Below are 26,446 nucleotides of genomic sequence, written 5' to 3'. Positions count from 1 at the left end.
AGAGGGACTCTCGGGTGCGCAGACGTGATGCCTCTCCACACATCACGATGCACGAGGGAGCCCCCATGAAACGCTCAGCTGTCCTGGCGTCCTCCGCGATAGTCATCGCGGCCGTCGGTCTCACCACGCCTCCCGCCTTTGCCGGCGGACACGGCCCACACGCAGGTCCGCCGCGCACGGTCGCCACCGATCTCGTCACACCGTTGAGCCTCGAGATCGGACATCACGGCACCGCGTACGTCTCGCAGAACTTCACCGGCGAGCTCCTGAAGATCACCAGAGACGGCACGAAGACGACGATCGCCAGCACCGGAGGCGATGAGCTCGGTGCGGTGTCGAAGCGCGGCGACACGATCTACTACGCCACGACGGGCCAGGACCCGGAGCACCCGTCGGCAAACCTCTGGGCGCTCCGCAAGGGCCATGCGCCCAAGGAGATCGGTGATCTGTACGAGCACGAGAACACCAAGAACCCCGATCGCATCAGGACCTACGGGTTCAAGGGCCTGCCCCAGTCGTGCGCGAGCCAGCTTCCGGACGAGGTGGGACCGGCGACGTACCAGGGTCTCGTCGACAGCCACCCGTACGCATCGCTGCCGACCCGGCGCGGCGTCTATGTAGCCGACGCGGCGGCGAATGCGATCCTCTGGGTGCGCCACGGCAAGGTGCACACCGTCGCCGTGATGCCGACCGCGAAGCCCGTCCGCATCACGGCCGACAACTACGAGGCCATCGGCCTGCCGGAGTGCACCGTCGGATACAAGTACCGCTTCGAGTTCGTGCCGACCGACGTCGAGATGGGGCGCGACGGCTGGCTCTACGTGACGTCGCTGCCGGGCGGGCCCGAGGACGCGAGTCTCGGTGCGCGCGGCTCGGTCCACCGAGTCAACCCGCACAACGGCCGGACCGAGCTGGTGGCCGCCGGATTCGTCGGTGCCACCAACCTCGCCATTGGTCCCAAGGGCCAGATCGCCGTGGCGGAGCTGTTCGGCGGCAGTGATGGAACGGGACAGGTCACCCTGCTGAAGCGCGGGTCGCACCATCGCTCGTACCTGCCGCTGACGTCGCCCGCCGCAGTCGAGTGGGTCGGCGACCGGCACTCGAGCTCCCTCTACGTGACGACCGACGCGTTCGTGCTTGGCGACATGGGACCGCAACCGATCGGAAAGCTGGTGAAGGTGCGGCTCCGGTAAGCCCCGCACTCGGTCGCTGGCGCTTCCCCCATTCCCCCCTCGGAGGGCGCCAGCGACCGACTCCTTGCCTGTGGCCGCGACTCACCGTTCCCTAAGGAGGCCGCCCGCGGCCGCGACCCACCGCTCCCTAAGGAGGCCGCCCGCGGCCGACTGGGAGCGAGCGAGGAACGAGCGAGCGAAGGGTGGTGAGACGAGAGGCTCGAGCGAGTCAGTCGTCGTACGCCCCTTCGGTCGCTGGCGCTCCCTCCCGCGGCTCGCAGAGCTCGCCGCTAGGGGCCGGTGGTCAGCACATGCTGAAGGGTTGCGCGGTGCTTTCGAGCACCGACAGCCACAGGTCGCCGTCGGGGGAGACGCTGTGCGAGCCGGAGGTGACGAACGGGATCGGCACGTGCACGAAGCGGTGGCGGCGACGGCCGACGACCATGTCCGTACGCCCGGCCATCGCGGCGTGCACGGCGGTCTGGGCGAGGCGCGCGCAGTAGACCGAGTCCGAGGCATCTGCCGGCACCGAGCGAATCGCGTAGCCGGGGTTGAAGTAGCGCATCGTCAGCGGCTGGTTGCGGTTGGCAAAGTCCTTGGTGATCTGCTCGCGCAGGAAGCCCGCGATGTCGCCGAGGACCGCGTTGCCGCTCGCATCGCGACGGTCGCTGGCCGGGATGAGGTCCTGGCCGGCACCCTCGGCGAGCACGATCACGGCGCTGCCGCGCTCGGCGACGCGGCGCTCCAGCAGGGCGAGCAAGCCGTTGTCGCCGTCGAGCGAGAATCCGACCTCGGGGATCAGGACGAAGTCGGCGTCGTGGTTGGCCAGGGCGGCGTAGCAGGCGATGAACCCGGCGTGACGGCCCATGACCTTGACGATGCCGACGCCGCCGACGGCTGCCTCGACCTCGACACGTGCGGCCTTGATGGACTCGGCGGCCTTGGCGAACGCCGTGGAGAAGCCGAAGCTCTGGCCGATGTGCGGGATGTCGTTGTCGATCGTCTTGGGCACGCCCACGACGCCGATCGTGAGTCCTCGCGCGGCGATCTCGGCGCCGATGTTGTGGGCGCCGCGCATCGAGCCGTCGCCGCCGATGACCATGAGGATGTCGATGTCGAGCTCGACCAGGCGGTCGACGATCGCGACCGGGTCCTGGGCGCCGCGCGACGAGCCGAGGATCGTGCCGCCGCGCTCGGTGATGCGTGACACGAACTCCGGGGTCAGCTGCACGACGTCGTGGCCGTTGGACTCGATGAGTCCCGCATAGCCGTGCTGGAACCCGACCACGTCGCGCACGCCGTAGTGCGTGTTGAGCTCGAGCACGATCGCGCGGATGACGTCGTTGAGGCCGGGGCACAGGCCGCCGCAGGTGACGACGCCGACCTTGGTCGTGGCGGGGTCGAAGAAGATCTTCTGGCGCGGACCGCCGGACTCGAAGGTCGGCAGCTCCTCGAGCGGCACGCCGCGCGATGCGATCAGCTCGAGCGTGTCGTCGTAGAGGATGCGATCGGTCTCGCCGACGTAGTACTCGTTGGTCGTACGCCCCTCGACATAGAGCGCGAGAGGCGAGTCGACGGCGCATGCGCCGAGCGAGCGGACCTGGAGGTCGGAGAGGGAAACCACCCGACAATGGTATCCGAGGAAATCCTCACGTTTGACCGCAATTCCAGCCCATGGGTCGTTGAGCTTGTCGAAGCGTCAGGGCGTGAACACCAGACAGGTTGACGTCGCGGTCGCCAGCACGCGCCCGGCCGCATCCTTGATGTCCGCCTCGACGAACGCGGCCCGCGACCCGGGCTTGGTGACCCGGCCCTGAGCCGTGACGCGACCGGTCTCGCTGGTCATCCCGCGCAGGAAGCTGACGCTGAGGTCGAGGGACGTGTACGCCTTGCCGGCCGGCAGCGTCGTCTGCACCGCACAGCCGCACACCGAGTCGAGCAGCGTCGCGGCGAAGCCGCCGTGCACCGACCCGATCGGGTTGTAGTGCGACTCGTCGGGGGTGGCTGCCATCTCGGCGACACCGGGCGAGACGGTCACGAGCTCGAGGTTGATGTGGCTCGCGATCGGCGGCGCGGGAAACGTTCCATCGATCATCGCCTGCAGGTAGTCGAGCCCGGACATCGTCAGGGCTGCGGCGGCCTGGGGCCGCGGGTCGACCCACGTGATGGTCTTCTGCTGGGCCTGGTCGAGCTCGGTCATGTCGCGCCTCTTCTCGTACGAAGAAGAAGAGCGTAGCATCTGAGTTGGGATTCCAGACTCAGCATGAGGGAGAACACATGCCGCTGACCGACTACGACTCGGCCGCCTGCTCGATCGCCAGGACGGCGCAGATCCTCGGCGATCGCTGGTCCGTCCTGGTGGTCCGCAACCTGTTCAACGGGATGCGCCGCTTCGACGCGCTGCAGCAGCACCTCGGCATCGCCCGTGACGTGCTGACCAAGCGCCTCGCGCTGCTGGTTGACGAGGGGATCGTCGAGCGTCGGCCGTACCAGCCAGAGGGCGAGCGCCTCCGTCACGAGTACGTCCTCACGCCGGCCGGGCGGGACCTGCGTACGGTCATGGTCGCGTTGATGGACTGGGGCGACGTCCACCGCCCGGGCCAGGACGGTCCGCCGATGTCACTGCGGCACCGTGACTGCGGTGCCGAGATCCATGCGCACCTCACCTGCGCTGCGGGTCACGAGATCGAGACGGCGACGCGCGCCGAGCTCGTCCCTCTGGCCGGAGCCAAGCTGGCCGGCTGATTTCCTTTCGACAAGCTCAAGGAGCGGTGCTCGCGACTCGAGTGACGTTCCTTGAGCTTGTCGAAAGGACCAGATCGATCAGGCGTACGAGTAGTCGTCCAGCGGGAAGCTGCCGGCCTCGCGGAACGCGTTGAGCGTCGACGTCGGCCGCAGCAGCGTCGCCATGCCGTGCTGGTTGAAGTAGTACGACCGCGAGGTCGCGCAGCTGCCGTTGACGAACACCGAGTCCTCGACGAGGTCGGTCATCCGCCCGAGGAACTCGGCGTTGGCCTCCTCGGTGACCTCGAACGTCGACGCCCGGCGCTTCTCGACCTCGCCGAGCAGGCGCTTCATGTGCCGCATCTGCGACTCGATCGTCGTGAAGTACGACAGGCCTGAGTAGGAGTAGGGGCTGTTGAGCGAGATGAAGTTGGGGAACCCCGGCACCGTGACGCCCTCGTACGCCTGGAATTGCCGGGCGCGCCAGAACTTGCCGAGATCCTTGCCGTCCCGCCCGATGACCTCGAACGCCGGGAAGTTGGTGTCCCAGAGGTTGAAGCCCGTGGCGAGCACGAGGGTGTCGATCGGGGTCTTCGTGCCGTCGGCGGTCACGATGCCGTCGGGCTCGATGCGCGTGATGGGCGACGTCTCGAGGTGCACGTTGTCGCGGTTGAAGGTGCGGAAGTACGTGTTGGAGAACGTGGGGCGCTTGCAGCCGAACGTGTAGTCGGGCGTGAGCTTCTTGCGCGTCTCCGGGTCGTCGACCTGTCGCGCCAGGTGTCGCAGCGCCATCTTCTCCACGGCTCGGTTGAGCAGCTTGGTGCGGCGGTACTTCAGCACGCCGGCGACCATGATGAGCTCGAGGATGCCGTTGCCGACCGTGCGGACGGCGCGCTGGGCCAGGGGCACCCGGGCGTACAGCTTCTGCACGCGCTTGGGCACCGCACCGTCCCACTTCGGCGTCACCCAGATCGCGGTGCGCTGATAGACCGTGAGCTCCGCGAGCCGGGGCGCGATCTCGGGGATCAGCTGCACGGCCGTCGCCCCCGTGCCGATGACCGCCGCGCGTCGCCCGGCCAGGTCGACCGAGTCGTCCCACCGCGTCGTGTGGATGACCGTGCCGGCGAACGACTCGATGCCCTCGATGTCGGGGAATGCGGGCTGGGACAGGAATCCGGTCGCGGTCAGCAGCAGGCGGGCGTGCAGGCGCTCGCCGCCGGCGATGTTGACGGTCCAGTGCTGCTCGTCCTCGTCCCACACCGCGCCCTCGACGACGGTGTCGAACCGCATGTGCCGGCGCACGTCGTACTTCGTGGCGACATGAGCGGCGTATCCCTTGAGCTCCGCGCCGGGCGCGTAGAGCCGCGACCAGTAGGGGTTGGGCTCGAACGAGTAGGAGTAGGTCGACGACGGGATGTCGACGGCGAGGCCGGGATAGCGGTTGACGTGCCAGGTGCCGCCGAGGTCGCTCTCGCGATCGAGGATCACGAGGTCGTCGTAGCCGAGCTGCCGGAGCTGGATCGCGGCGCCGATGCCGCCGAAGCCGGCGCCGATGATCGCGGCGTCGTGGATGGTCTGGGCCATGGGATCTTCCCGTCGGTTTCAGATAATGCGAATATCTGAAACCAGTAAAGCAGGGACCGGGCTATGTGACAACCCCGATGTCATCGTCGTACGGCAATTGATGCGGCAAGATGCCAGCATGACGCTCGACATCACCGTGCGCGGCTCCGCCGAGCAGCACTACCAGGCCGAACGTGCCATCGTGTCGCTCGCGGCAGCTGTCGAAGGCCCGGATCGCAAGCAGGTCTTCCAGGACGCCGTCGCGATCCACGACCCGCTGACCTCCCAGCTCCGCGAGCTGGTCGAGCTTCGTGCCGTCGGCCCGTGGTCGAGCGATCAGGTGCGGGTGTTCAGCCACCGCCCGTGGGACGCCGAGGGCAGGCGCGGCGCCATGGTGCACGTCGCCCGGGTGCAGGTCGGCGCGGAGTTCACCGACTTCGAACGGCTCAGCGGCTTCCTCGACTTCTGGTCAGGCACCGAGGGTGTCGAGGTCGGCGGCATCGCCTGGGACGTCGGGGTCAAGAGCCGTCGGGCGTACGAGGCCGAGGTCCGCAAGGCGGCGGTCGACGACGCCGTCGCCAAGGCGCAGTCGTACGCGAACGCGGTGCGTCGGGGCAAGGTCGTGGCGGTGCAGCTCGCCGACCCGGGCATGTTGACGCACCACATCGAGAGTGCCGGGAGCCTGCCGATGCTGGCCAAGTCCGGATTCGCGGACATGTCGGACGGTGGCCCGATGCTCGACCTCACCCCGGCCGAGATCGTGATCCACGTCGACGTGGACGCCCGCTTCGTCGCGGAGTGAGTCGGGGCTAGTCGAAGAACAGGATCTTGACGAGCGCGAGGGCGCCGATGACCAGGATCACCCCGCGCAGCACTGCCGGCGGGAGGCGCCGGCCGATGCGGGCGCCGAACTGACCGCCGATCAGGCTGCCGCCACCGATCAGCGCCACGATCTTCCAGTCGATCCGGTCCCATGCGACGACCATGAACGCCACGGCGGCCACCGCGTTGACGATCGTCGCCAGCACGTTCTTGACGCCGTTGATGTCCTGGAGGCCGATCGTCAGGAAGACGCCCATGAGCCCGACCAGGATCACGCCCTGCGCCGCACCGAAGTAGCCGCCGTACGCGCCGGCGAAGAAGACGCCGACCGGCAGTGCCCACTGCGCCGTCCGTGGCTCGCTGTCGAGCGTGGCATGCCGCCGGGCCGTACGACGCTGCATCGCCGGCCCGATCATGACCATGATCAACCCGATAGTGATGAGGACCGGGACGACCGACTTGAACGAGTCGGCCGGCAGGACCAGCAGCAGGATGGCGCCGGTCAGCGCGCCGAGGACTGACGCCGGTGCGAGTCGCAGCAGGAGGGCGCGATGGCGCAGGGCCTCCTTGCGGTAGCCGTGGACGCCGGACAGCCCGCCGGCCACCAGGCCGATGTTGTTGGACACGTTGGCGGTGATCGCCGGATAGCCGAACAGCAGGAGCGTGGGGAACGTGATGAGGGTGCCCGAGCCGACGATGACGTTGATCATGCCGGCCCACATGCCGGCCGCGAAGATGGCGATGGCCTCCAGCATGAGATCGCCCCTCCCGTCGACGTGCTGTCTGTTCGAGTGTCACCCATCGCCTCGGGCGGCGGTCACCGGCTCCGGCAAACCGCCCCTGACCTGCGCAAACGTGAGCGGCCGATTTGAGTGGCCGACATACCGAGCGTACGCTCGACGTATGTGGACCTCGTTCTTCGACCGGCTGACGGCGCTCCGGAGCGCTGCCCGGATGCCGCGCAGACGCGTCCGTCTGGTGCTGCCCGGGCGCGGTCCGATGCGGGTCGTCTACGACAAGGCCGTCGTCCACGAGACCTACAGCTTCCGGTCGAGGGTGCTGCAGCGCACGATCCGCCTGGTGTTCAAGCCGGTGCTCCGCTTCACCCCGATCAGCGAGCGGACGTTCGCCGCGATCCGTGCGATCGACGGCCTGCAGGTCCACCGCAAGAGGTCACCCCACATCACGTTCGAGGTCTCCGAGCTCGGCGGCGTCCGGGTCGAGCGCATGCGGCACCGCCACGGTCCCGACAGCGAGATGACCCTGCTCTACCTCCACGGCGGCGGATTCTTCTCCGGCAGCGTCGCGACGCATCGCCGCATCTGCGAGCGACTGGCGCTCAAGACCGGCGCCGAGGTCATCTCGGTCGACTACGTCCAGCTGCCCGAGGGCACGATCGCCGAGTCGGTCGATGACGCCATCTCGGCGTACGCCGCCTTGGTCGCGGAGAGCAACCATCCCGACAAGATCGTCGTCGCCGGCGACTCGGCCGGCGGCTACCTCACGATGAAGGTCGCCGAGCTCGCCACCCGCCGTGGCCTGCAGGCGCCGGCCGCGCTTCTCGGGTTCTCACCGCTCCTGAGCGTCGACCCCGACCGCGAGGACAAGGCGGTCGAGCGGATCGCGCCGGCCCGTGACGCGTACCTGCCGATCCAGCGCATCGCCCGCATCCGGGAGCGTTGGCTGCCCGAGGACGGTGCACCGATCGAGGGGTACGCCTCACCGCTGCACGCCGCGGCCTACATCACGTCGCCCACGTTCTTCGTCGCAGTCGAGGACGAGCTGCTGCGGCCCGAGGTCGAGGCCATGGCGCTGTCGCTGTCCGAGCGCGGCGTCGAGGTCGAGACGCACCTCTGGCGCAAGCAGGTGCATGCCTTCCCGGTCCTGGTCGACGTCGTGCCCGAGAGCGAGATGGCGATCCAGCTGGCGGCCGACTTCGCCCGCCGCGTGATCGGCGAGCTCGACCGCGCCCCGGTCGAGGACCCGAACAGCCACGAAGAGGTCCTGACCGGCGAGCTCGTGCCGGACCAGGACGACTCCGCAGCCTGAGCGACTACTTCGAGAACGCCACGCGCAGGCTGAAGACCGTGTGCTTGCCCTTCGTGGCGTACGAGAAGCCGACGGCCTTGAGGGCCTTGGCCTCCTCGATGTCCTTGGCGACATCGTCCGGCGGGTTGGCGTCGCTGAGCTTGTCGAGCACCGTGCCGACATCGACGAAGAGGCCGTAGAGCGTGTCGTCGCCGTACGGCATGACGGACTTGAACGTGTCGTCGTCGCCGAGCTTGCCGCCGGACGCGTCGATCGCGTCGGCGGCACCTTGGTTGGTGGCGATGACTGCGCCGTCGGCGGTCTGCTTGGTCGGCAGCTCGATGCCCGCCTGGCCGGCCAGGGCGGCCAGCCGCTTGGCCAGGTCGTACGCTTTGGCCGGATCGGTCGTCATCTTGAGCGCCACGTCGAGTCCGGCGACGTCCTCGGGACCGGCGAGCTCCGGCAGCTTCTCGAGGTTCTTGGAGCCGACCGCGAACGTGAGCTCGTCGCCGAACAGCGTCTCGAGGTCCGCCGGCAGCTTGAGACCCGTCGAGTTCTCGAACTCCTTGATGAGGTCCTCGGGGTCGAAGAGGCCGATCGGGGCGTTCTCGAGGTACGTCTGGTAGGCCGCCTTCTCCTCGGGACTCATGCCGGAGGTGTCGACGTCGTCCGAGCTGGGTGCGAATCCCTTGCTGAACTCCTCGAGGATCGTGTTGTACTGCGCGGCGACCTGGTCGCCGAGACCGCCGACCGACAGGGCGGCCACGGTGTCGGCGGGCAGCTTGCCCATGTGGGCGGCCTTCTGCTTTGCGACCGAGTCGGTCAGGCCGGAGAGGCCAGCCAGCTCGAGGGACGAGCCGTCGGCCCGCAGCGTGACGGCCGTCGTCCCCGACTGCTCGAGCCGCTCCAGGTCAGTCCCCGCGGTGCTCCCCATCATGTCCTTGAGCTCTGGGAAGGCGTCGATGAGCTTGCTGGGGTTGACCCACGCCGAGGCGATGCCCTGCTCCCCGAGGTCGTCGAAGTCCTTGGCGAACGCCTTGTTGTCGGCCAGGGGCTTCGCCTCGGCCGCCTTGACGGCGGCATCGGCCTGCTTCTGCGTCTCGGCGACGATCGCGTAGCCGTCGAGGTAGGCGACCGACGCCTTCTCGTCACCGCAGGCGAACAGGGCCTTGATGCCGGCCTTGGCCTTCTTCTCGTCCGAGATCTGGATCGCGACGAGCGGGGTCTGCTTCGTGTCGAGGGCGACGCCGATGCGGCTGCCCAGCCACGGCTTGACGTCCTTGTCGTACGTCAGGTCGCAGTCGGCCTCGTCGAGCGCACCCTCGACCAGCAGCTTGCGGACGTCCTGGTCGGCGCTCTTGATCCCGATCTGGTCGGCCGCTTCGGGGAACTTGCGGATCAGCTTGAACAGCGCGATCTTCTGGCTCGCCGACGGGTCGACGTCGACGCGGGCGTACGCGATGACCGAGGCCGGCAGCACGTCGTGCGGCTGGGGGCCGCCGCCGTCGAGCTTCTTGATCACGGCGAACGCGCCACCGGCGAGGGCGAGGACCACGACGACAGCGATAGCCGCGACGACCAGCGCCTTGGTGTTGCGGCCGCCGGCGGGCGCCTCGTCCGGGGTCGAAAGCTCGTACGTGATCGGGGGCTGCTCGGTCATGCGTGTTCCTTCAGAAAAAGGTCGGGGGAGTCAGAGGAGACTACCGGAATCCCCGCCTGCCCGAGCCCGAATCCGAACCAATCGGTACGCCCTGTCTCGTGGTGTCGGGCACACGGCATGCCGTCGTGGGGGTCAGCGATCGATCTTGGTGACCTTGAAAGCCTTGTCGAGCTCCACGGTGACGTCCTCGCCGCTGGGCAGCAGCACGTCGACCTCGTAGACGTGGTCGGCGTCGTCGCTGCCGCTGGTCTCGGTGATCTTGCCGCCGTCCGTGGCCCTGAGCGCGGCTGCGGACGCCTTCTTCAGGGTTGTGCCGGTGAGGGCGCGATCGTCGTCGGCCGTCACGCTGGGCGACGGGGTCGCCGCCGGCTCGCTGGGTGCCGCTGAGGGCTCGAGGTCCGACGCCTTGGCCGGGCTGTTCGTGACCTTGAACGCCTTGTCGACCTCGACGTCGATATCGGTCCCGCCGGGCAGCGTGACCTCGACCCCGTACGCGTAGGCGTCATCGCCGTCGCCGCGCTCAGCGTCGGTGACGGCACCGCCGCCGACGTACTTCAGGGCTGCGGCGGATGCCTTGGCACGGTCGCCGCTGGAAAGCTTCTCGTCGTTGTCGCCGCCTCCGCAGGCGCTGAGGCCGAGGGCCGCGACGAGGGTCAGTCCGATGATGGCGCGAGGGGTACGCATGTCACTCCTGTGCAGTAGATGATCAGTTGCCTACAGCACAGCGGTGCAGCGTGAGGGGCCGGTGAGGGACGGGTGAGAGATCTCTCATGGAGCCGCGCTAGGAGCGGCCGACGGCTTCGGCGTACGCGATGACGGTGGTCTCGAACCGGCTGCCGTTCCAGTCGCCGCACGTCATCAGGACGAGGCCGCTGGCGCCGGTCTCGCGATAGATCTGGTCGGACTCGGCAGCGAAGTCCGCCACCTTGATCTCCTTCTCGGAGGTGATCCGGTAGGTCAGGGTGCCGTCTCGACCCTTCACGGTGAGCCGGTCGCCCTTGCCGAGGTCGGAGAGCTCGTCGAACACGCCATCGGCCTTGGAGGCGGTGTGGCCCACGATCACGGCGTTGCCGGGCTGCCCGGGCTGCTGGCCGTCCTTCCACCAGCCGGTGTCGTGCAGGCTCGCTGGAACTTCTTGGGCCCCCTTGGCCGTCGTCCCGACGGGGAGCACCTTCGCGTCGACCCCGATGCCACGGATGACCAGCTGAGTCGGCTCGCCGATGGGCTTGACGACCTTGGGCGTTGCGGTGCTGGGCCACGCGGTCGGATTGGTTCTCGTCGCGGTCGGCCGGGCCTTCGGCTCGGGCTGGTCATCGCTCGGCCGCAGCACGACGTACGCCGCGACCGCGGCGACAACCGCAACGGTCACCGCCAGGACGTACGCGAGTCTCCGGTGCCTGCCGGGGCCGCGCCGGGTGCCGCGGGACACCTACAACCCGGCTGCGGGGGCAACGGTCGGATGCCCCGATCCGCCGGGGCTGGTGTCGCCGCAGTTCTGCCGGACCTTGATGCTGTCCAGCTGCACGTCGGTGTCGTCGGTGTAGGCGATGAAGAGGAGCTCGCGGCGCTTGGTCTTGACGGTGCGCGAGTCGCCGGCCTCGAGGGTGATCTCGCCGTCGGGCTGGTCCTCGTCCTCACTGCCGTAGAGGACCGTGACGGTCTCGTCGGACACGCTGTTGAACGTCACCTTGCCGCACGAGGCGACGGCCTTGACCAGCGTCGCGCTCTCGCCGAAGCAGCTCTCGGGCGCCGTGTACTCCCACTCCGCGGGCGCGCCGTCGGCCAGCGAGAAGCCGGGGTCGGCCTCCGCGTAGAACCGCACCGGGAAGTCGGGCTCGGAGAAGTCGGTGCCGTCGTAGGTGTCGGCGTCGACCTCTTCGACGTCGTCGTCGCCGTAGTCGACGTAGTAGGTGACGTGGAGCGTCTCGGGGACCACGACGGTGCACGGGTCCGGGAACGTCACGGGGTTGGGCGTGATGCCTGCGGGCGCGGCGGGAGCCACGGTGACGGTGACCGAGTCGGTGGCGTCGCGGCCGTTCTCGTCGGTGGCTGTCAGGGTGTAGGTGACGTCACCGGTGCCGGTCGGGGTGACGCTCTCGCTGCCGGCGGGGTTGGCCTTGTTGCCGGACCAGCCGCCGCCGGATGCGACCAGGTCGATCGCCTCGGTGCTGGTCCACGACAGCGTGACGCTCTCGCCCTCGGTGATCGTGGTGTCGTTGACGCTGAGGTCGACGCCAACGGCTGCCTGGGCGGGGCTGGCGAGTGCGAGACCGCTGACGGTCAGGGCGAGCGCAGCCGCGAACGAACCGAGGCGCCGCGTGGTGAGCGTGGGCATGGGAGTGACCCTCCGAGGAATCAGACGCGCTGTTCGCACGAGTCGCCAACTCTAGGGCATGCCCCCGGGATGACGGGCCGGAATCACAAGTCACAAACAATCAGGCTTGACTGTTTGTGAGAATGTCCGCATGCTGGGGTGCGTGACGAACGACTCGGGCACCACGATGCGTACGCCGCAGGGCGAGCGCACCCGCGCGATGCGGCTGCGGCTGATGGAGGCCACGGTCGACTGCCTCGTCGAGCTCGGCTGGGCCGGCACCACGACGACGGTCGTGAGCAAGCGGGCCGGCGTGAGTCGCGGTGCGCAGCTGCACCACTTCCCGAGCAAGCAGGACCTCGTCGTGGCGGCCGTCGGGCACCTGACCGAACGCCGCCGCGACGACATGCGGGCTGCCGCGGCTGAGCTCCCCGAGACCGGGCGCACTCGAGCCGTGCTGGAGATCCTCAGCCAGCAGTTCGTCTCTCCGGTCTTCTTCGCGGCGCTCGAGCTGTGGGTCGCGGCCCGCACCGATGCGACCCTGCGAGCCGAGGTCGCACCCCTCGAGCGGCGGGTCGGCCGCGAGACGCATGCGTACGCCGTCGAGCTGCTCGCGATCGACGAGACCCGCGGCGACAACCGCCGGCTCGTCCAGGCGACCCTCGACCTGCTGCGCGGCCTCGGCCTCGCAGCCTCCCTCAGTGACGACGCCAAGCGCCGGGCCGCCGTGCTCGACTCGTGGGCCGTCGTCCTCGACGACGAGCTGGAGTACGCATGACGATTCTGGAAGGACTGCTGTCGGACCTCGTGGACGAGAGCCTGCAGCTCGACACGTGGGTGGCCGGACTGCCTGCCGATGGCTGGGCGGCTGTCACGACGCCCGAGGGCTGGACGGTGGGGCACCAGATCGGCCACCTGCACTGGACCGACGCGGCCTCCCTGGCAGCGATCACCGACCAGGACGAGTTCGGCCGCGGCTTGAAGCGGGCCGCCGCCAATCCCGAGGGCTATGTCGACGACGGCGCCGAGGAGATGGCGATGCTGCCGCCCGAGGAGCTGCTCGCGACGTGGCGTGAGGGCCGGGTCGCGCTCGACGCCGCGCTGCGCAGCGTCCCTGACGGCGAGAAGATCCCGTGGTTCGGTCCGCCCATGAGCCCGGCCTCGATGGCGACGGCGCGGATCATGGAGACCTGGGCGCACAGCCACGACGTCGGTGAGGCCCTCGGCCTGACGATCCCGCAGACCTCGCGAGCCAAGCACGTGTGCCACATCGGCGTACGCGCGCGCGGCTATGCCTACCTGGTGCGCGGCGAGCAGGTGCCCCATGGTGACGTACGTGTGGAGCTGACCGGGCCCGACGGTGACCTGTGGGCCTGGGGTCCGGAGGACGCCGGGGAGCGGGTGACTGGCTCAGGCTACGACTTCGCACTGCTGGCGACCCGCCGCCGGCACGTCGACGATGTCGACGTACGAGCCGAGGGTGAGAATGCGGCCCACTGGCTGACGATCGTGCAGGCGTTCGCCGGCCTGCCCGGCAACGATCCGGTCAGGCTGGCGGACCGATGATCCGCGTCGGCAACTGCTCCGGCTACTACGGCGACCGCATCTCGGCGATGCGCGAGATGCTCGAGGGCGGCGACCTGGACTACCTGACCGGCGACTACCTCGCCGAGCTCACGATGCTGATCCTCGGTCGCGACCGCGTGAAGGACGAGTCGCTGGGCTACGCCAAGACGTTCGTCAGGCAGATGACCGAGTCCATGGCCCTCGCCAAGGAGCGCGGCGTCAGGATCGTCGCCAACGCCGGCGGGCTCAACCCCGCGGGACTCGCCGCCAAGCTGCGCGAGATCGCCGAGTCGCAAGGCCTCGACATCGCGATCGCGCACGTCGAGGGTGACGACCTGCTGGCTCGCGCCGACGAGTTCTCGTTCGGTGAGGTGATGACCGCGAACGCGTACCTCGGTGCGTTCGGCATCGCGTCGGCCGTGGAGGGAGGGGCCGACGTGGTGGTCACCGGCCGGGTCACTGACGCGTCGGTCGTCGTCGGCCCGGCGATCGCGCACTTCGGCTGGGGGCGCGACGACCTCGACCAGCTCGCCGGCGCGGTCGTCGCAGGCCACGTCATCGAGTGCGGCACGCAGGCGACGGGTGGCAACTTCTCCGGGTTCCGCGACATCGACACGTCCCGTCCACTGGGGTTCCCCATCGCCGAGATCGCGGAGGACGGATCGGTCGTCATCACGAAGCATGACGGCACCGGCGGCGCGGTCACGATCGACACCGTCACGGCGCAGCTGGTCTACGAGATCGGCGGCCCCACCTATCTCGGCCCCGATGTGTCGACCCGGCTCGACACCATGACCTTGACCCAGGAGGGACCCGATCGGGTCGCCATCTCCGGTGTCGTCGGCGAGCCGCCTCCGGCGACGACGAAGGTCTGCCTCAACGCCTTCGGTGGGTTCCGCAACAGCGTCGAGTTCCTGCTCACGGGGCTCGACATCCCCGAGAAGGCCGAGCTGATCCAGCGCCAGCTGGAGGCCGCGCTGGCCGCCGGCACGGTGCCGGAGACGGTCGAGTGGCAGCTCGACCGCACCGACACTCCCGACCCGGCGACCGAGGCGCAGGGCACCTCACTGCTGCGATGCCACGTCAAGAGTGCGTCGCCGGACCCGGTCGGCCGGGCCTTCAGCGATGCCGCGATCCAGCTGGCCCTCGCGTCGTACCCCGGCTTCAGCGTCACGCGACCACCTTCGGCCGGTACGCCTTATGGGATCTACCGTCCCGCGTACGTCCCACAGTCCGAGGTGCCCCACGTCGTCGTGCACGCCGCCGGCCGCCGCGAGGACATCGACCCGCCATCGACCGTCAGCAGCCCTGAGGACGACACCGCCTGGCCGGAGGCTGCCGTGCAGGAGTCGCCGGCGCCGGTCGGCGACTGGGTGGCCGAGACCGTACGAGCACCGCTCGGCCGACTCGCCCACGCGCGCTCCGGCGACAAGGGCGGCGACGCCAACGTCGGCGTGTGGATCCCCGCCGGCCACCCGGCTCGAGATGATGCGTACGCGTGGCTGGCCGGGTTCCTCGACGAGGCGACGGTGCGCGAGCTGATCCGCGAGGCAGCCACTCTCGACCTCGAGATCCACCCGCTGCCCAACCTCGCCGCGGTCAACATCGTGATCCACGGACTGCTCGGCGAGGGCGTCGCCTCGTCGACCCGCCTCGACCCTCAGGCCAAGGGCGTCGGCGAGTGGTTGCGGGCCCGCGACTGCGCGATCCCAGCGTCGCTGCTGCCGGACGCGATCGCCGAGGCCGCACTGTGAGTGCCTGGGACACGCCGGAGCGCCGGGCGCTGCGCGACATGGTCACCTCGTTCGCCGAGAAGGAAGTCGTCCCGCACCTGCCGGCATGGGAGGACGCCTGCGAGGTGCCGCGCGAGCTGCACCAGAAGGCAGCCGACGCGGGACTGCTCGGTGTCGCGTTCCCCGAGGAGGTCGGCGGCCAGGGCGGCGACCTGATCGACTCCGCGATCGTCAGCGAGGCCGTGCTCGAGGCCGGCGGGTCGACGGGGCTCATTGCCGCGCTGTTCACCCACGGCATCGCGCTGCCGCACATCGTCGCGTCGGGCAACGCTGACTTGATCGACCGTTACGTACGCCCGACGCTCGCGGGTGAGCTGATCGGCTCGCTCGGCATCACTGAGCCCGGCGGCGGCTCGGACGTCGCCAACATCCGTACGCGTGCGGTCCGCGATGGCGACGACTTCGTCGTCAACGGCGCCAAGACGTTCATCACCTCGGGCGTGCGCGCCGACTTCGTGACGACGGCCGTGCGCACCGGCGGCGAGGGCTATGGCGGCATCAGCCTGCTGGTCATCGACAAGGGCACACCCGGGTTCACCGTCGCCCGGCCGCTCAAGAAGATGGGCTGGCACTGCTCCGACACCGCCGAGCTGAGCTTCGACGACGTACGTGTACCGGCCGGCAACATCGTGGGCGAGGTCGACGGCGGGTTCGTGCTGGTGATGCAGCAGTTCGTCAGCGAGCGGCTCAGCCTGGCGGTGCAGGCGTACGCGACCGCGCAGCGCTCGCTCGACCTCGCCGTGGGGTACGCCCGCGAGCGCGAGACGTTCGGCAAGCCGCTGATCTCGCGCCAGGTCATCCGCCACAAGCTCGTCGACATGCACCGGCGTACGGCTGCTGCCCGGGCGCTGACCCGGCAGGCCGTCGAGAGGGCAGTCGCAGCGGACCCGACCGATCCGGCCGTCATCCTCGATGCCGTGCTCGCCAAGAACCAGTCGGTCGAGGCGTGCGAGTGGGTCGTCTCCGAGGCCGTGCAGATATTCGGCGGCATGGGCTACATGCGCGAGTCCGAGATCGACCGGCACTACCGCGATGCCCGCATCCTCGGCATCGGCGGCGGCGCCACCGAAGTCCTGAACGACCTGGCCGCCAAGCTGTTGGGATATTGAGATGAGCCATACAGACGTGGTTTCGAGGCTCGGCCGCGGGCGGCCTCGCACCTCAACCACCGGAGCCCGCTGGTTGAGGTGCGTAGCGAGCTCTGCGAGCGAAGCCTCGAAACCAGCACCGTCGCGAGGGGTAGTCGTATGAAGACAACTGTCGACCCGACCACCGAGACGTACGAGACCAACCGGGCCTTGATGCTCGAGCGGCTCGCCGACCTCGCCGAGCAGCACGCCCAGGCGCTGGCCGGTGGTGGTGAGCGGTACGTCCAGCGCCACCACGAGCGCGGCAAGCTCACCGCCCGCGAGCGCATCGAGCTGCTGATCGACCCCGACTCGCCGTTCCTCGAGCTGTCGACGCTTGCCGCGTGGGGCACCGACTTCGCCGTCGGCGCGTCCCTGGTGACGGGCATCGGCGTGGTCGAGGGCGTCGAGTGCATGATCGTGGCCAACGACCCGACGGTGAAGGGTGGCTCGTCCAACCCCAGCACGCTCAAGAAGGGTCACCGCGCCGCGCAGATCGCCGCCGAGTGCGGCCTGCCGACGATCAACCTCGTCGAGTCCGGCGGTGCCGACCTGCCGACGCAGAAGGACATCTTCATCCCCGGTGGCGGCTCGTTCCGCAGCATCACCAGGGCCAGTGCGGATCGCCGGCCGACGGTTGCCCTCGTGTTCGGCAACTCGACGGCCGGCGGCGCGTACATCCCGGGCATGAGTGACTACGTCGTGATGGTCAAGGGCGGCGCCAAGGTGTTCCTCGGGGGGCCGCCCCTGGTCAAGATGGCGACCGGTGAGGAGTCCGACGACGAGTCGCTCGGCGGCGCCGAGATGCACGCGCGTACGTCCGGGCTCGCCGACTACCTCGCGGTCGACGAGGAGGACGCCATCCGCATCGGCCGATCGATCGTCAGGCGGCTCAACTGGCGCAAGCAGGGCTTCACGCCCGAACCGACGTACGCCGAGCCCGTGCTCGACCCGGAGGAGCTGCTCGGCATCGTGCCGACCGACCTCAAGATCCCGTTCGACCCCCGCGAGGTCATCGCGCGGATCGTCGACGCCTCGGAGTTCGACGAGTTCAAACCGCTCTACGGGTCATCGCTCGTGACGGGCTTCGCCCAGCTGCACGGCTACCCGATCGGCATCCTCGCCAATGCCCAGGGCGTGCTGTTCAGCGAGGAGGCGCAGAAGGCGACGCAGTTCATCCAGCTCGCCAACCAGACCGACACGCCGCTGCTGTTCCTGCACAACACGACCGGCTACATGGTCGGCGCGGAATACGAGCAGGGCGGCATCATCAAGTACGGCGCACAGATGATCAACGCGGTGTCCAACTCGACGGTCCCGCACCTCTCGGTCGTGATCGGCGCGTCGTACGGCGCCGGGCACTACGGGATGAGCGGTCGAGCGTACGACCCGCGGTTCATGTTCAGCTGGCCCAACGCGAAGTCGGCCGTCATGGGCCCGGCGCAGCTCGCCGGAGTCATCTCGATCGTCGCGCGGGGAGCCGCCGAGGCGAAGTGCCAGCCGTACGACGAAGAGGGCGACAAGGCCATGCGGGCGTACGTCGAGGAGCAGATCGAGAAGGAGTCGTTGGCCTACTTCACCTCGGGGATGCTCTACGACGACGGCGTCATCGACCCGCGGGACACCCGCACGATCCTCGGCATCTGCCTGTCGGCGATCAACACCCGCCCGGTCAAGGGTGCCGAGGGATACGGGGTGTTCAGAACGTGAGCGCAATCAATCGTCCGCCAGGGAGGCCGTCCGCGGCCGACCGTGAGGGAGCGCCAGCGACCGAGGCGATCTCACGTGACGTCCCCTCGCTTCGCTCACATTCGGCCGCTGGCGGCCTCATTGGGGACCGAAGAGGAGATCCCGCATGATCACGTCCATCCTGGTCGCCAACCGTGGCGAGATCGCCAGGCGCGTCTTCCGGACGTGCCGCGAGCTCGGCATCCGCACCGTCGCGGTGCACTCCGACGCCGACGCCGGTGCCCCCTTCGTCCGGGAGGCCGACCTCGCCGTACGTCTGCCCGGCAACGCCCCCACGGACACCTACTTGCGGGGTGACCTGGTCATCGCCGCCGCGCTCAAGGCCGGCGCCGACGCGATCCACCCCGGCTACGGCTTCCTGTCCGAGAACGCCGACTTCGCCCGCGCCGTGATCGACGCGGGACTCACCTGGATCGGCCCCGCGCCGGAGACGATCGACGCGATGGGTTCGAAGATCCGCGCCAAGGAGCTGATGGCTGCCGGCGGCGTGCCGATCCTGTCGGTCGACGCGGAGGCCGCGAGAGCCGAAGACTTTCCGCTCCTCGTCAAGGCGTCGGCCGGAGGTGGCGGCCGGGGCATGCGCGTCGTGACCGACCCAGCCGACCTCGAGGGTGAGCTCGCCGCTGCTGGTGCCGAGGCGCTGTCGACGTTCGGCGACGCCACGGTGTTCGTCGAGCCCTACCTGCCGACCGCGCGCCACATCGAGGTGCAGGTCATGGCCGACACCCACGGCACGTGCTGGGTCGTCGGCGACCGCGACTGCTCGATCCAGCGCCGCCACCAGAAGGTCGTCGAGGAGGCACCCGCGCCTGCCGTCAGCGATCCCGTACGCACGGCGCTCCACGACGCGGCCCGCGCCGCGGTCAAGGCGGTCGACTATGTCGGCGCCGGCACTGTCGAGTTCCTCGTCGCCGACGCGCACCTCGACACCGGCAAGGCGTACTTCCTCGAGATGAACACCCGGCTCCAGGTGGAGCACCCGGTGACCGAGGAGGTGTTCGGCATCGACCTCGTCGCCGAGCAGATCCGGGTCGCCGAGGGCGCGCAGCTCGGCGAGGAGCCGGCTGGTCCCCGCGGGCATTCGATCGAGGTGCGGCTCTACGCCGAGGACCCGGCTGACGACTGGCAGCCGCAGACCGGCACGGTCCGTACGTTCGAGGTCCCGCACGATGTGCGCGTCGACTCCGGCGTCGAGTCAGGTTCGGTCGTCGGCATCCACTACGACGCGATGCTCGCGAAGGTCGTGGCCCACGGTGCCGACCGGGCCACCGCGCTGCGGAAGCTTGGTGACGCCCTCAGGCGTACGCGCATCCACGGCGTCTCGACCAACCTCGACTTCCTCCGGTCGATCCTCGCCGACGAGGAGTTCGCCGCTGCACGCATTCATACGGCGTTGCTCGACGAACGACTCGCTGAGTGGACCAAGCCGTCGCTCGACGAGCGGGCCGTACGTCTGACGGCACTCGCTGCGGCACTGGCCGAGGCCACGACGGCAACCGCGAACGCGACGGTCCTCGGCCGGATCCCCACAGCGTTCCGCAACGTCCCGAGCCAACCCCGCACCCGGACGTACGTCCTTTCGACAAGCTCAAGGACCGATGAGCTCACCGTCTCCTACTCGGCTGGGTTCGTGCAGCACGACCTCGAGGGAGTCACCGTCGTCGAGGCGAGCCCGACCCGCGTCGTGCTCGATGTCGACGGCATCACCGAGACGTACGAGGTCCTGGTCGGTGACGGGTGGGTCGACGTCGACGGGCCGGACGGCTCGATCACCCTCACGCCCGCGCCGAGATTCGTCGACCCTGCGGACGTCGTCGCCGAGGGGTCGCTGCTCGCGCCGATGCCCGCAGCCGTCATCAGCGTCGCCGTCGCCGACGGGCAACACGTCAGCAAGGGCGACGTGGTCGTCGTCCTCGAGGCCATGAAGATGCAACACACCATCACCGCACCAACCGACGGCGTCGTGTCCGAGCTGTCGGTCACGCCGGGCAGCCAGGTCGAGTCCGGCGCAGTCCTCGCAGTCATCCACGTGTCGACGAGCTCAACGAACGAAGGAACATCATGAACAACTTCACCGAGTCCGACGAGCGCCTCGCGCTGCGCAAGGCCGTGGCCGACCTCGGCGCGAAGTACGGCCGCGACTACTTCGAGCAGGCCGCTAAGGAAGGCCGCAAGACGACCGAGCTGTGGGCCGAAGCCGGCAAGCTCGGCTATCTCGGCGTCGCCGTGCCGGAGGAGTTCGGCGGTGGTGGCGGCGACATCGGCGACCTCGCCGCGGTCTGCGAGGAGCTGGCCGCGGCCGGCAGTCCGTTGCTGCTGATGGTCGTCTCCCCGGCGATCGTCGGCACGATCATCACGCAGTACGGCACTCAGGCGCAGAAGGAGCGCTGGCTGCCCGGTCTCGCCGACGGCACCTCGACGTTCGCGTTCTCGATCACCGAGCCCGACGCCGGATCCAACTCCCACCAGATCATCACCACGGCGTACCGCGAGGACGACGGCTGGCGCCTCAAGGGCACCAAGACGTACATCTCCGGCGTCGACGAGGCCAGCCACGTGCTCGTCGTCGCGCGCACGGAGGACGCCAGGACCGGCAACCTCAAGCCGGCGCTGTTCCTCGTGCCGACCGATGTCGAGGGCTTCACGTACCAGCAGATCGACATGGGCATCACGTCGCCGGAGAAGCAGTTCACGCTGTTCTTCGACGACGTACGCGTGCCGGCCGACACCCTGATCGGCAGCGAGGACGCCGGCATCGACCAGCTCTTCGCCGGGCTCAACCCCGAGCGGATCATGGGCGCGGCGTTCGCGACCGGCACCGCCCGGCTCGCCCTGGCCAAGGCGTGCGAGTACGCCAAGCAGCGCCAGGTCTGGAAGGCGCCGATCGGCTCGCACCAGGCGATCGCGCACCCGCTCGCGCAGACGTTCATCGAGATCGAGATGGCCCGGCTCATGACCCAGAAGGCGGCGGCCCTGTATGTCGCCGGTGACTTCATGGCGGCCGGCGAGGCGGCCAACATGGCGAAGTACGCCGCGGGCGAGGCCGTGTGCAACGCCGTCGACCGGGCGATCCAGACGCATGGCGGCAACGGCCTGGCCAACGAGTACGGTCTGGTGCAGATGCTCGCGGGCTCGCGCCTGTCCCGCATCGCACCGGTCAGCAAGGAGATGGTGCTCAACTTCATCGCCCAGTTCTCCCTGGGCCTCCCGAAGTCCTACTAAGAAGAAACCCCGCTGGGAGTGACGTTTGCGTCGGCCTCATACGGCGATTCGCGACCGAAACGTCACTGCCAGCGGGATCTGAAAGGCAGAACATGACTGAGCTGGTGCACCTCGAGGTGGCCGACCAGGTTGCGACGATCACGCTCGACAGCGAGCGCAACCGCAACGCGCTGAGCAAGCAGCTCGTCAGCGAGCTCGCCGCGCACCTCGCAACGGCCGACGCCGATCCGCAGGCCAAGGCGATCCTGATCCGCTCGGCCGGCACGGTCTTCTGCTCCGGCGCGGACATGACCGAGGCGGTCGCTGGCGGCATGGCCGAGGGCGCCAAGGCCATCGTCACGCTGCAGCGCCAGATCGCCACGGCGGCCAAGCCCGTCGTCGTCGAGCTGGGTGGACCGGTACGAGCCGGGGGCCTCGGCATCGTCGGCGCGGCCGACATCGTCATCGCCGCGGAGTCGGTGTCGTTCCAGCTGACCGAGGTACGTCTGGGACTGGCGGCGGCGATCATCTCGCTGAGCCTCATCCCGCGGTTCAGCGACCGTGCGGCCGGCGACCTGTTCCTGACCGCCCGTACGTTCGACGCTGCGGAGGCGGCCCAGGTCGGCCTCATCACGCGCGCGGTGCCCGACAACGAGCTGGAGGCGGAGATCGCGCGCGTCCTCGCGGACCTCTGCAAGGCGTACCCGCAGGGCCTGCGCGAGAGCAAGCGGATCCTCAACCGCGATCTCGTGGCCCGCATCGACGAGCGCGGCGACGAGGTCGCCGCCCTGTCGGCCGAGCTGTTCGCGAGCGACGAGGCGCGTGAGGCCATGAGCGCCTTCCTCGAGCGGCGGAAGAAGTAGTCCGACCGGCGAGACATCGGCAGGCTCGTCGTTTCAGGGCTACTGTCACGTCTATCGGGGAAACCCTCGGTGGACCACCACAGAGGAGACGCAATGCGCCATGCCGTGAGGCTGCTCGTCCTGGCGTTCGTGGGGTTGGTCGTGCTGCCGGTCGGCAGCGCCTCCGCGACCGCGACACATCTGGCCCAGGCCGATGACCGTCCCGTCGTGCGTGTCGGCACCGAGGGCGTCTATCCGCCGTTCTCGTTCCACGACGCCAAGTCCAACAAGCTCACGGGCTTCGACATCGAGGTCATCAAGGCGGTCGCCAAGAAGGCCGGCTGGCGCCTGAAGTTCGTCGAGACGCAGTTCGACGCGATCTTCGCCGCACTCGAGGCCAAGCGTATCGACGTCATCGCCAACCAGGTCACCTTCAATCCTGAACGCGATGCCAAGTACGGCCTCGGTACGACGTACACGTACTCGCGTGGCGTCATCGTGGTCAAGAAGGGCACCAAGGGCATCAAGACCCTGAAGGACGTCAAGGGCAAGACCGCCGCTGAGTCCACCACGACGAGCTGGGCCGACGTCGCGCGCAAGGCCGGTGCCAAGATCCAGGCCGTCGAGGGGTTCTCGCAGGCTGCTGCTCTGGTGGTCCAGGGTCGCGCGGACCTGCTGATCAACGACAACATCGCCGCCCTGGACTACCTCAACACCACGGGTCGCGACGACATCCAGATCGTCGGCAACGCGGGAGACGAGGTCAGCAAGCAGGTGCTGGCGTTCCGCAAGGGAGATCCTCGCCTCGAGGAGTCCAACAAGGCGCTGGCAGCGCTCAAGGCTGACGGCACCCTCAAGAAGATCTCGGAGAAGTACTTCAAGACCGACGTCACGGTGGAGAACACCGGCAAGGTCGACGTGTCCGGCGGACGCGAGGTCCGCAGCGACACCCAGGTCGTCAAGGACGCCGCATGGCCGATGCTCAAGAAGCTGCTGATCGTGACGATCCCCCTGACCATCGTCAGCTTCGCCATCGGGCTCGTGCTCGCGATCGGCGCGGCCCTGGCCCGGATCTCCGGCAGTCGAGTGCTGAGCGCCATCGCCCGGGCCTACATCTCGATCATCCGCGGAACACCACTGCTGCTGCAGCTGTTCATCGTGTTCTACGGGCTCCCCGAGATCGGGATCGACCTCGACCCGTGGCCATCGGCGATCCTCGCGCTGAGCTTCAACGTCGGTGGGTACGCCGCTGAGGTCGTACGGTCCGCCATCCTGTCGGTCCCGAAAGGCCAGTTCGAGGCCGCCTCCACCATCGGCATGGGCTATTGGCAGTCGCTGCGCCGGATCGTGTTCCCGCAGGCCGCACGCACGGCCGTGCCGCCCCTGTCCAACACCGCGATCTCGCTGCTCAAGGACACGTCGCTGGTCTCCGTGGTGCTGCTGACCGACATGTTCCGGCAGGCCCAGCTGGCCGGCGCCAACGCCCAGATCTACCTCCCGATCTACGTGGTCGCGGGCTTCTACTACTGGTTCGTGTGCGTGGGCATGGCGACCTTCCAAGGCAGACTCGAGACCCGACTGAACAGGTTCGTGGCCAGATGACCGACATCCAGCAGCCCAGCAACGACATGGGCGATCTCCGCGTACGCGCGCGGGGACTGCAGAAGTCGTTCGGCGACAACCACGTCCTCCGCGGCATCGACCTCGACGTCAAGGCCGGCACGACATCGGTCCTGATCGGGCCGTCCGGCTCGGGCAAGACCACGATCCTGCGGTCGCTCAACGTCCTTGAGCGACCCGATGCCGGCACGATCCGCATCGACCACGTCGAGGTGGACTTCGGCACCCTGCCAGACAAGGGCAGCTCGGCGCGCCAGCAGATGGCGGCGCTGCGGGCGCAGAGCGGCATGGTGTTCCAGGCACACAACCTGTTCCCCCACAAGACCGTGCTCGGCAACGTCATCGAGGGACCCGTCCAGGTGCAGAAGCGTCCACTCGACGAGGTGGTCGACGAGGCCAAGGCGCTCCTCGACCAGGTCGGTCTGAGTGACAAGGCCGATCAGCACCCGTTCGAGCTGTCCGGTGGTCAGCAGCAGCGGGTCGGCATCGCCCGCGCCCTGGCCCTCAAGCCGCGGGTCATGTTGTTCGACGAGCCGACGTCCGCGCTCGACCCTGAGCTCGTCGGCGAGGTGCTCTCAGTCATCAAGGACCTGGCCGCCGAGGGATGGACCACGGTGCTCGTCACGCACGAGATCCGCTTCGCCGAGCACGTCGCCGACCAGGTGCTGTTCCTCGACGAGGGGGTGGTCGTCGAACGTGGCCCCAGCTCGCAGGTCATCGCCGACCCGCGCGAGGAGCGTACGAGGCAGTTCCTCCAGCGGATCCTCGATCCGGCGTGAGCAGAGTCAGCGGAGCCTGACCGTCGCCGACCCGGGCAGGACGTGCCGGGTGCCGCGATAGTCGACCTTGATCTTCTTGGCCAGCTTCGGCGAGCCGTCGGCCGAGCCGATCAGCGTGACCGCCGTGCGGCCCTTCGACAGCGGCAGCTCGGCGGCGAAGCGCTTGGTCGTCACCCGCACCGAGCCCTTGGCCCGTATGCCGGTGGCGCGCTCGGTCACGGTGACCTCGACGACGGCCTTCTTCTTGCGCATCTCGACGGCGAGGCTGACCACGGAGGCCGCGACCAGAGTGACACCGGCGTTGCGGCGGGTCTTGGCGTGCTTGACCTTGATGGTGTCGGCGTCCGGGTCGGGTCCCATCGCGAAGTCGCCTCGCGCCTCGTCGCTCGCGGTCAGCCGGTAGGAGCCGGCGGGCAGGTCCTCGACGACGAACGCGCCACCTGCTCCCGACACCGCACTTCCGACGACGTTGTCCTGGTCGTCGAGGGCGGTGACCCGTATGCCGCGCAGGCCACGGCCACGCGAGCTCTGGACCGTGCCACTGATGGCACTGGTGCGACGACGGTGCTTGCCCTTGGCCTTGCCGGGCTTCCCGAATGAGTACCGCGAGCTCGCGGGCTCCTCGATCACGGCCGGTTCGGGAACCACCGCGAGAGGCTCGACGGGCTCATCGACGACGGGTGCCGGCTCGGGGCTGATCGGCGCGTCGTCGTAGGGCGGATCGGTCAGCCGCAGCGTGCGTACGGGTTCCGGCTCAGGCTCTGGTTCGGCGACCGGCTCCTCGGCGACGGGTTCCACCACCGGCTCGTCCGGCACGTCCGCAACCGGTTCCGCGACGTCCTCTGCCTCGTCCTCTTCCTGGGCAACGGGCTCAGCCTCTGCGACAGCTTCGGGCGCGGCGTCGGGCTCCGCCGGCGGAGCCTCGTCCAATGCGTCGACCGGCGGCTCGCCGTCGTCGTCGGTGTCATCGAGATCCTGTACGAAGGCGGCAGCCGTGGTGACGGACTTGGGCAGGATCACCGGAGCGGCGGGGGCCACGTCCTTCCGGCCGCCAGGCTCCTCGCTCGGCGGCCGCGAGATGACGGGCATCTCGCCGGCCGGTTGACGGCGCCTGGGCTCGGAGCGGAAGCCGATGCCGTGTGACGGCGCGACGAGCGGGATGGGGCCGAACTCGTGAGGCGGGACCACCTGTGCCGCGATGACCCGATCCTCGCTCGAGGGTGCGGGATGCAGCCCCGCCGTCGCCGTCAGGTGCGCGACGGGCGGATACGGCTCGGGCGCGGCAGGGGCAGCAGCCAGCTGGGCCTGCGGAGCGGCTTCGTCGAGCAGCTTGCGTACGGACTCGGCGGCGCGCGTCACTGCCTTCGCCGCAACGGCCGTGGCCACCATCCGAGCCGTCACGCGCCAGCCGCCAGCCATCTCGTCATTCCTCACGCTGTGTGTTGGCCCTCAGTATGGCCTGTCCTGCGAGCGCAAGGCGCGGAAT

The 26,446-nt window shown here is 69.0% G+C and carries 23 protein-coding genes; 14 read left to right on the top strand and 9 right to left on the bottom strand.

The window, feature by feature from the left end; all coding sequences use genetic code 11:
* Positions 1–65 precede the first annotated feature (65 nt).
* Entirely contained in the window at positions 66–1,193 is a 1,128-nt protein-coding gene (locus tag BOSE46_RS19780) for a ScyD/ScyE family protein (RefSeq protein ID WP_159541987.1), read from the top strand.
* 283 nt (positions 1,194–1,476) lie between these two features.
* On the opposite strand, the gene BOSE46_RS19775 is transcribed toward BOSE46_RS19780, so the two are convergent.
* On the bottom strand, positions 1,477–2,796 hold the full coding sequence (locus BOSE46_RS19775) for an ATP-dependent 6-phosphofructokinase (RefSeq protein ID WP_159541985.1): 1,320 nt from the start codon (positions 2,794–2,796) through the stop codon (positions 1,477–1,479).
* 75 nt (positions 2,797–2,871) lie between these two features.
* On the bottom strand, positions 2,872–3,411 hold the full coding sequence (locus tag BOSE46_RS19770) for a PaaI family thioesterase (RefSeq protein WP_236551816.1): 540 nt from the start codon (positions 3,409–3,411) through the stop codon (positions 2,872–2,874).
* Between the two features lie 38 nt (positions 3,412–3,449).
* Here BOSE46_RS19770 and BOSE46_RS19765 point away from each other — a divergent pair, with 38 nt between their 5' ends.
* Complete coding sequence (locus tag BOSE46_RS19765) at positions 3,450–3,917, top strand: helix-turn-helix domain-containing protein (RefSeq protein WP_159541981.1); 468 nt, start codon at positions 3,450–3,452, stop codon at positions 3,915–3,917.
* Positions 3,918–3,995: 78 nt separating this feature from the next.
* Here the strand turns inward: BOSE46_RS19765 and BOSE46_RS19760 are convergent, their stop codons facing one another.
* Positions 3,996–5,480: an NAD(P)/FAD-dependent oxidoreductase gene (locus tag BOSE46_RS19760; protein WP_159541979.1), complete on the bottom strand. Its 1,485-nt coding sequence runs from the start codon at positions 5,478–5,480 to the stop codon at positions 3,996–3,998.
* A gap of 118 nt (positions 5,481–5,598) precedes the next feature.
* Here BOSE46_RS19760 and BOSE46_RS19755 point away from each other — a divergent pair, with 118 nt between their 5' ends.
* Positions 5,599–6,261: an SIMPL domain-containing protein gene (locus tag BOSE46_RS19755; RefSeq protein WP_201299688.1), complete on the top strand. Its 663-nt coding sequence runs from the start codon at positions 5,599–5,601 to the stop codon at positions 6,259–6,261.
* Positions 6,262–6,268: 7 nt separating this feature from the next.
* Here BOSE46_RS19755 and BOSE46_RS19750 read toward each other — a convergent pair whose 3' ends face one another.
* Positions 6,269–7,036: a sulfite exporter TauE/SafE family protein gene (locus BOSE46_RS19750; RefSeq protein WP_159541975.1), complete on the bottom strand. Its 768-nt coding sequence runs from the start codon at positions 7,034–7,036 to the stop codon at positions 6,269–6,271.
* Between the two features lie 148 nt (positions 7,037–7,184).
* Here BOSE46_RS19750 and BOSE46_RS19745 point away from each other — a divergent pair, with 148 nt between their 5' ends.
* Positions 7,185–8,330: an alpha/beta hydrolase fold domain-containing protein gene (locus BOSE46_RS19745; protein ID WP_159541973.1), complete on the top strand. Its 1,146-nt coding sequence runs from the start codon at positions 7,185–7,187 to the stop codon at positions 8,328–8,330.
* Between the two features lie 4 nt (positions 8,331–8,334).
* On the opposite strand, the gene BOSE46_RS19740 is transcribed toward BOSE46_RS19745, so the two are convergent.
* The 4 genes from BOSE46_RS19740 to BOSE46_RS19725 all read right to left on the bottom strand — a co-directional run bounded on the left by BOSE46_RS19740 (position 8,335) and on the right by BOSE46_RS19725 (position 12,304).
* The gene (locus BOSE46_RS19740; protein WP_159541971.1) at positions 8,335–9,969 is read right to left on the bottom strand and encodes a DUF3352 domain-containing protein; all 1,635 of its coding nucleotides are present in this window, start codon (positions 9,967–9,969) and stop codon (positions 8,335–8,337) included.
* 132 nt (positions 9,970–10,101) lie between these two features.
* Positions 10,102–10,653, bottom strand: coding sequence for a PepSY domain-containing protein (locus BOSE46_RS19735; RefSeq protein WP_159541969.1), 552 nt, complete (start codon positions 10,651–10,653; stop codon positions 10,102–10,104).
* 97 nt (positions 10,654–10,750) lie between these two features.
* A complete protein-coding gene (locus BOSE46_RS19730; protein ID WP_159541967.1) occupies positions 10,751–11,338 on the bottom strand; it encodes a class F sortase in 588 nt (195 codons plus the stop codon).
* A 60-nt stretch (positions 11,339–11,398) separates the two neighbouring features.
* A complete protein-coding gene (locus BOSE46_RS19725; RefSeq protein WP_159541965.1) occupies positions 11,399–12,304 on the bottom strand; it encodes a hypothetical protein in 906 nt (301 codons plus the stop codon).
* A gap of 142 nt (positions 12,305–12,446) precedes the next feature.
* On the opposite strand from BOSE46_RS19725, the gene BOSE46_RS19720 reads away from it, so the two are divergent.
* From BOSE46_RS19720 to BOSE46_RS19675, 10 genes are all read left to right on the top strand, one after another.
* Positions 12,447–13,061, top strand: a complete 615-nt coding sequence (locus tag BOSE46_RS19720; protein ID WP_236551815.1) for a TetR/AcrR family transcriptional regulator — start codon at positions 12,447–12,449, stop codon at positions 13,059–13,061.
* The gene (locus BOSE46_RS19715) at positions 13,058–13,849 is read left to right on the top strand and encodes a TIGR03084 family metal-binding protein (RefSeq protein ID WP_159541961.1); all 792 of its coding nucleotides are present in this window, start codon (positions 13,058–13,060) and stop codon (positions 13,847–13,849) included. Before BOSE46_RS19720 ends, BOSE46_RS19715 begins: the two co-directional genes overlap by 4 nt.
* Positions 13,846–15,603, top strand: a complete 1,758-nt coding sequence (locus BOSE46_RS19710; protein WP_159541959.1) for an acyclic terpene utilization AtuA family protein — start codon at positions 13,846–13,848, stop codon at positions 15,601–15,603. Before BOSE46_RS19715 ends, BOSE46_RS19710 begins: the two co-directional genes overlap by 4 nt.
* Entirely contained in the window at positions 15,600–16,751 is a 1,152-nt protein-coding gene (locus BOSE46_RS19705; RefSeq protein ID WP_159541957.1) for an acyl-CoA dehydrogenase family protein, read from the top strand. The genes BOSE46_RS19710 and BOSE46_RS19705 overlap by 4 nt, the downstream gene beginning before the upstream one ends.
* 138 nt (positions 16,752–16,889) lie before the next feature.
* The gene (locus tag BOSE46_RS19700) at positions 16,890–18,479 is read left to right on the top strand and encodes an acyl-CoA carboxylase subunit beta (RefSeq protein ID WP_159541955.1); all 1,590 of its coding nucleotides are present in this window, start codon (positions 16,890–16,892) and stop codon (positions 18,477–18,479) included.
* A 145-nt stretch (positions 18,480–18,624) separates the two neighbouring features.
* Positions 18,625–20,583, top strand: a complete 1,959-nt coding sequence (locus BOSE46_RS19695; RefSeq protein WP_159541953.1) for a biotin carboxylase N-terminal domain-containing protein — start codon at positions 18,625–18,627, stop codon at positions 20,581–20,583.
* Positions 20,580–21,740, top strand: a complete 1,161-nt coding sequence (locus tag BOSE46_RS19690) for an acyl-CoA dehydrogenase family protein (RefSeq protein WP_159541951.1) — start codon at positions 20,580–20,582, stop codon at positions 21,738–21,740. Before BOSE46_RS19695 ends, BOSE46_RS19690 begins: the two co-directional genes overlap by 4 nt.
* 92 nt (positions 21,741–21,832) lie before the next feature.
* Positions 21,833–22,582, top strand: a complete 750-nt coding sequence (locus tag BOSE46_RS19685; RefSeq protein ID WP_159541949.1) for an enoyl-CoA hydratase-related protein — start codon at positions 21,833–21,835, stop codon at positions 22,580–22,582.
* Between the two features lie 93 nt (positions 22,583–22,675).
* The gene (locus tag BOSE46_RS19680; protein ID WP_159541947.1) at positions 22,676–24,163 is read left to right on the top strand and encodes an ABC transporter substrate-binding protein/permease; all 1,488 of its coding nucleotides are present in this window, start codon (positions 22,676–22,678) and stop codon (positions 24,161–24,163) included.
* Complete coding sequence (locus BOSE46_RS19675; protein ID WP_371415520.1) at positions 24,160–24,960, top strand: amino acid ABC transporter ATP-binding protein; 801 nt, start codon at positions 24,160–24,162, stop codon at positions 24,958–24,960. The genes BOSE46_RS19680 and BOSE46_RS19675 overlap by 4 nt, the downstream gene beginning before the upstream one ends.
* Positions 24,961–24,966: 6 nt before the next feature.
* On the opposite strand, the gene BOSE46_RS19670 is transcribed toward BOSE46_RS19675, so the two are convergent.
* Entirely contained in the window at positions 24,967–26,379 is a 1,413-nt protein-coding gene (locus BOSE46_RS19670; protein ID WP_159541945.1) for a carboxypeptidase-like regulatory domain-containing protein, read from the bottom strand.
* Between the last annotated feature and the right edge of the window lie 67 nt (positions 26,380–26,446).

Source organism: Aeromicrobium sp. 9AM, from assembly GCF_902506105.1.
Lineage (GTDB): Bacteria > Actinomycetota > Actinomycetes > Propionibacteriales > Nocardioidaceae > Aeromicrobium.
This window is presented reverse-complemented; position numbering and strand designations above follow the sequence as displayed.

What these genes read in the sequence shown, in the direction of transcription:
- BOSE46_RS19680 (WP_159541947.1), top strand. Translation starts at nt 22,676, where the DNA reads ATGCGCCATGCCGTGAGGCTGCTCGTCCTGGCGTTCGTGGGGTTGGTC.
- BOSE46_RS19755 (WP_201299688.1), top strand. Translation starts at nt 5,599, where the DNA reads ATGACGCTCGACATCACCGTGCGCGGCTCCGCCGAGCAGCACTACCAG.
- BOSE46_RS19700 (WP_159541955.1), top strand. Translation starts at nt 16,890, where the DNA reads ATGAAGACAACTGTCGACCCGACCACCGAGACGTACGAGACCAACCGG.
- BOSE46_RS19725 (WP_159541965.1), bottom strand. Translation starts at nt 12,304, where the DNA reads ATGCCCACGCTCACCACGCGGCGCCTCGGTTCGTTCGCGGCTGCGCTC.
- BOSE46_RS19760 (WP_159541979.1), bottom strand. Translation starts at nt 5,480, where the DNA reads ATGGCCCAGACCATCCACGACGCCGCGATCATCGGCGCCGGCTTCGGC.
- BOSE46_RS19695 (WP_159541953.1), top strand. Translation starts at nt 18,625, where the DNA reads ATGATCACGTCCATCCTGGTCGCCAACCGTGGCGAGATCGCCAGGCGC.
- BOSE46_RS19675 (WP_371415520.1), top strand. Translation starts at nt 24,160, where the DNA reads ATGACCGACATCCAGCAGCCCAGCAACGACATGGGCGATCTCCGCGTA.
- BOSE46_RS19715 (WP_159541961.1), top strand. Translation starts at nt 13,058, where the DNA reads ATGACGATTCTGGAAGGACTGCTGTCGGACCTCGTGGACGAGAGCCTG.
- BOSE46_RS19770 (WP_236551816.1), bottom strand. Translation starts at nt 3,411, where the DNA reads ATGCTACGCTCTTCTTCTTCGTACGAGAAGAGGCGCGACATGACCGAG.
- BOSE46_RS19745 (WP_159541973.1), top strand. Translation starts at nt 7,185, where the DNA reads ATGTGGACCTCGTTCTTCGACCGGCTGACGGCGCTCCGGAGCGCTGCC.
- BOSE46_RS19735 (WP_159541969.1), bottom strand. Translation starts at nt 10,653, where the DNA reads ATGCGTACCCCTCGCGCCATCATCGGACTGACCCTCGTCGCGGCCCTC.
- BOSE46_RS19690 (WP_159541951.1), top strand. Translation starts at nt 20,580, where the DNA reads ATGAACAACTTCACCGAGTCCGACGAGCGCCTCGCGCTGCGCAAGGCC.
- BOSE46_RS19750 (WP_159541975.1), bottom strand. Translation starts at nt 7,036, where the DNA reads ATGCTGGAGGCCATCGCCATCTTCGCGGCCGGCATGTGGGCCGGCATG.
- BOSE46_RS19780 (WP_159541987.1), top strand. Translation starts at nt 66, where the DNA reads ATGAAACGCTCAGCTGTCCTGGCGTCCTCCGCGATAGTCATCGCGGCC.
- BOSE46_RS19710 (WP_159541959.1), top strand. Translation starts at nt 13,846, where the DNA reads ATGATCCGCGTCGGCAACTGCTCCGGCTACTACGGCGACCGCATCTCG.
- BOSE46_RS19765 (WP_159541981.1), top strand. Translation starts at nt 3,450, where the DNA reads ATGCCGCTGACCGACTACGACTCGGCCGCCTGCTCGATCGCCAGGACG.
- BOSE46_RS19670 (WP_159541945.1), bottom strand. Translation starts at nt 26,379, where the DNA reads ATGGCTGGCGGCTGGCGCGTGACGGCTCGGATGGTGGCCACGGCCGTT.
- BOSE46_RS19685 (WP_159541949.1), top strand. Translation starts at nt 21,833, where the DNA reads ATGACTGAGCTGGTGCACCTCGAGGTGGCCGACCAGGTTGCGACGATC.
- BOSE46_RS19740 (WP_159541971.1), bottom strand. Translation starts at nt 9,969, where the DNA reads ATGACCGAGCAGCCCCCGATCACGTACGAGCTTTCGACCCCGGACGAG.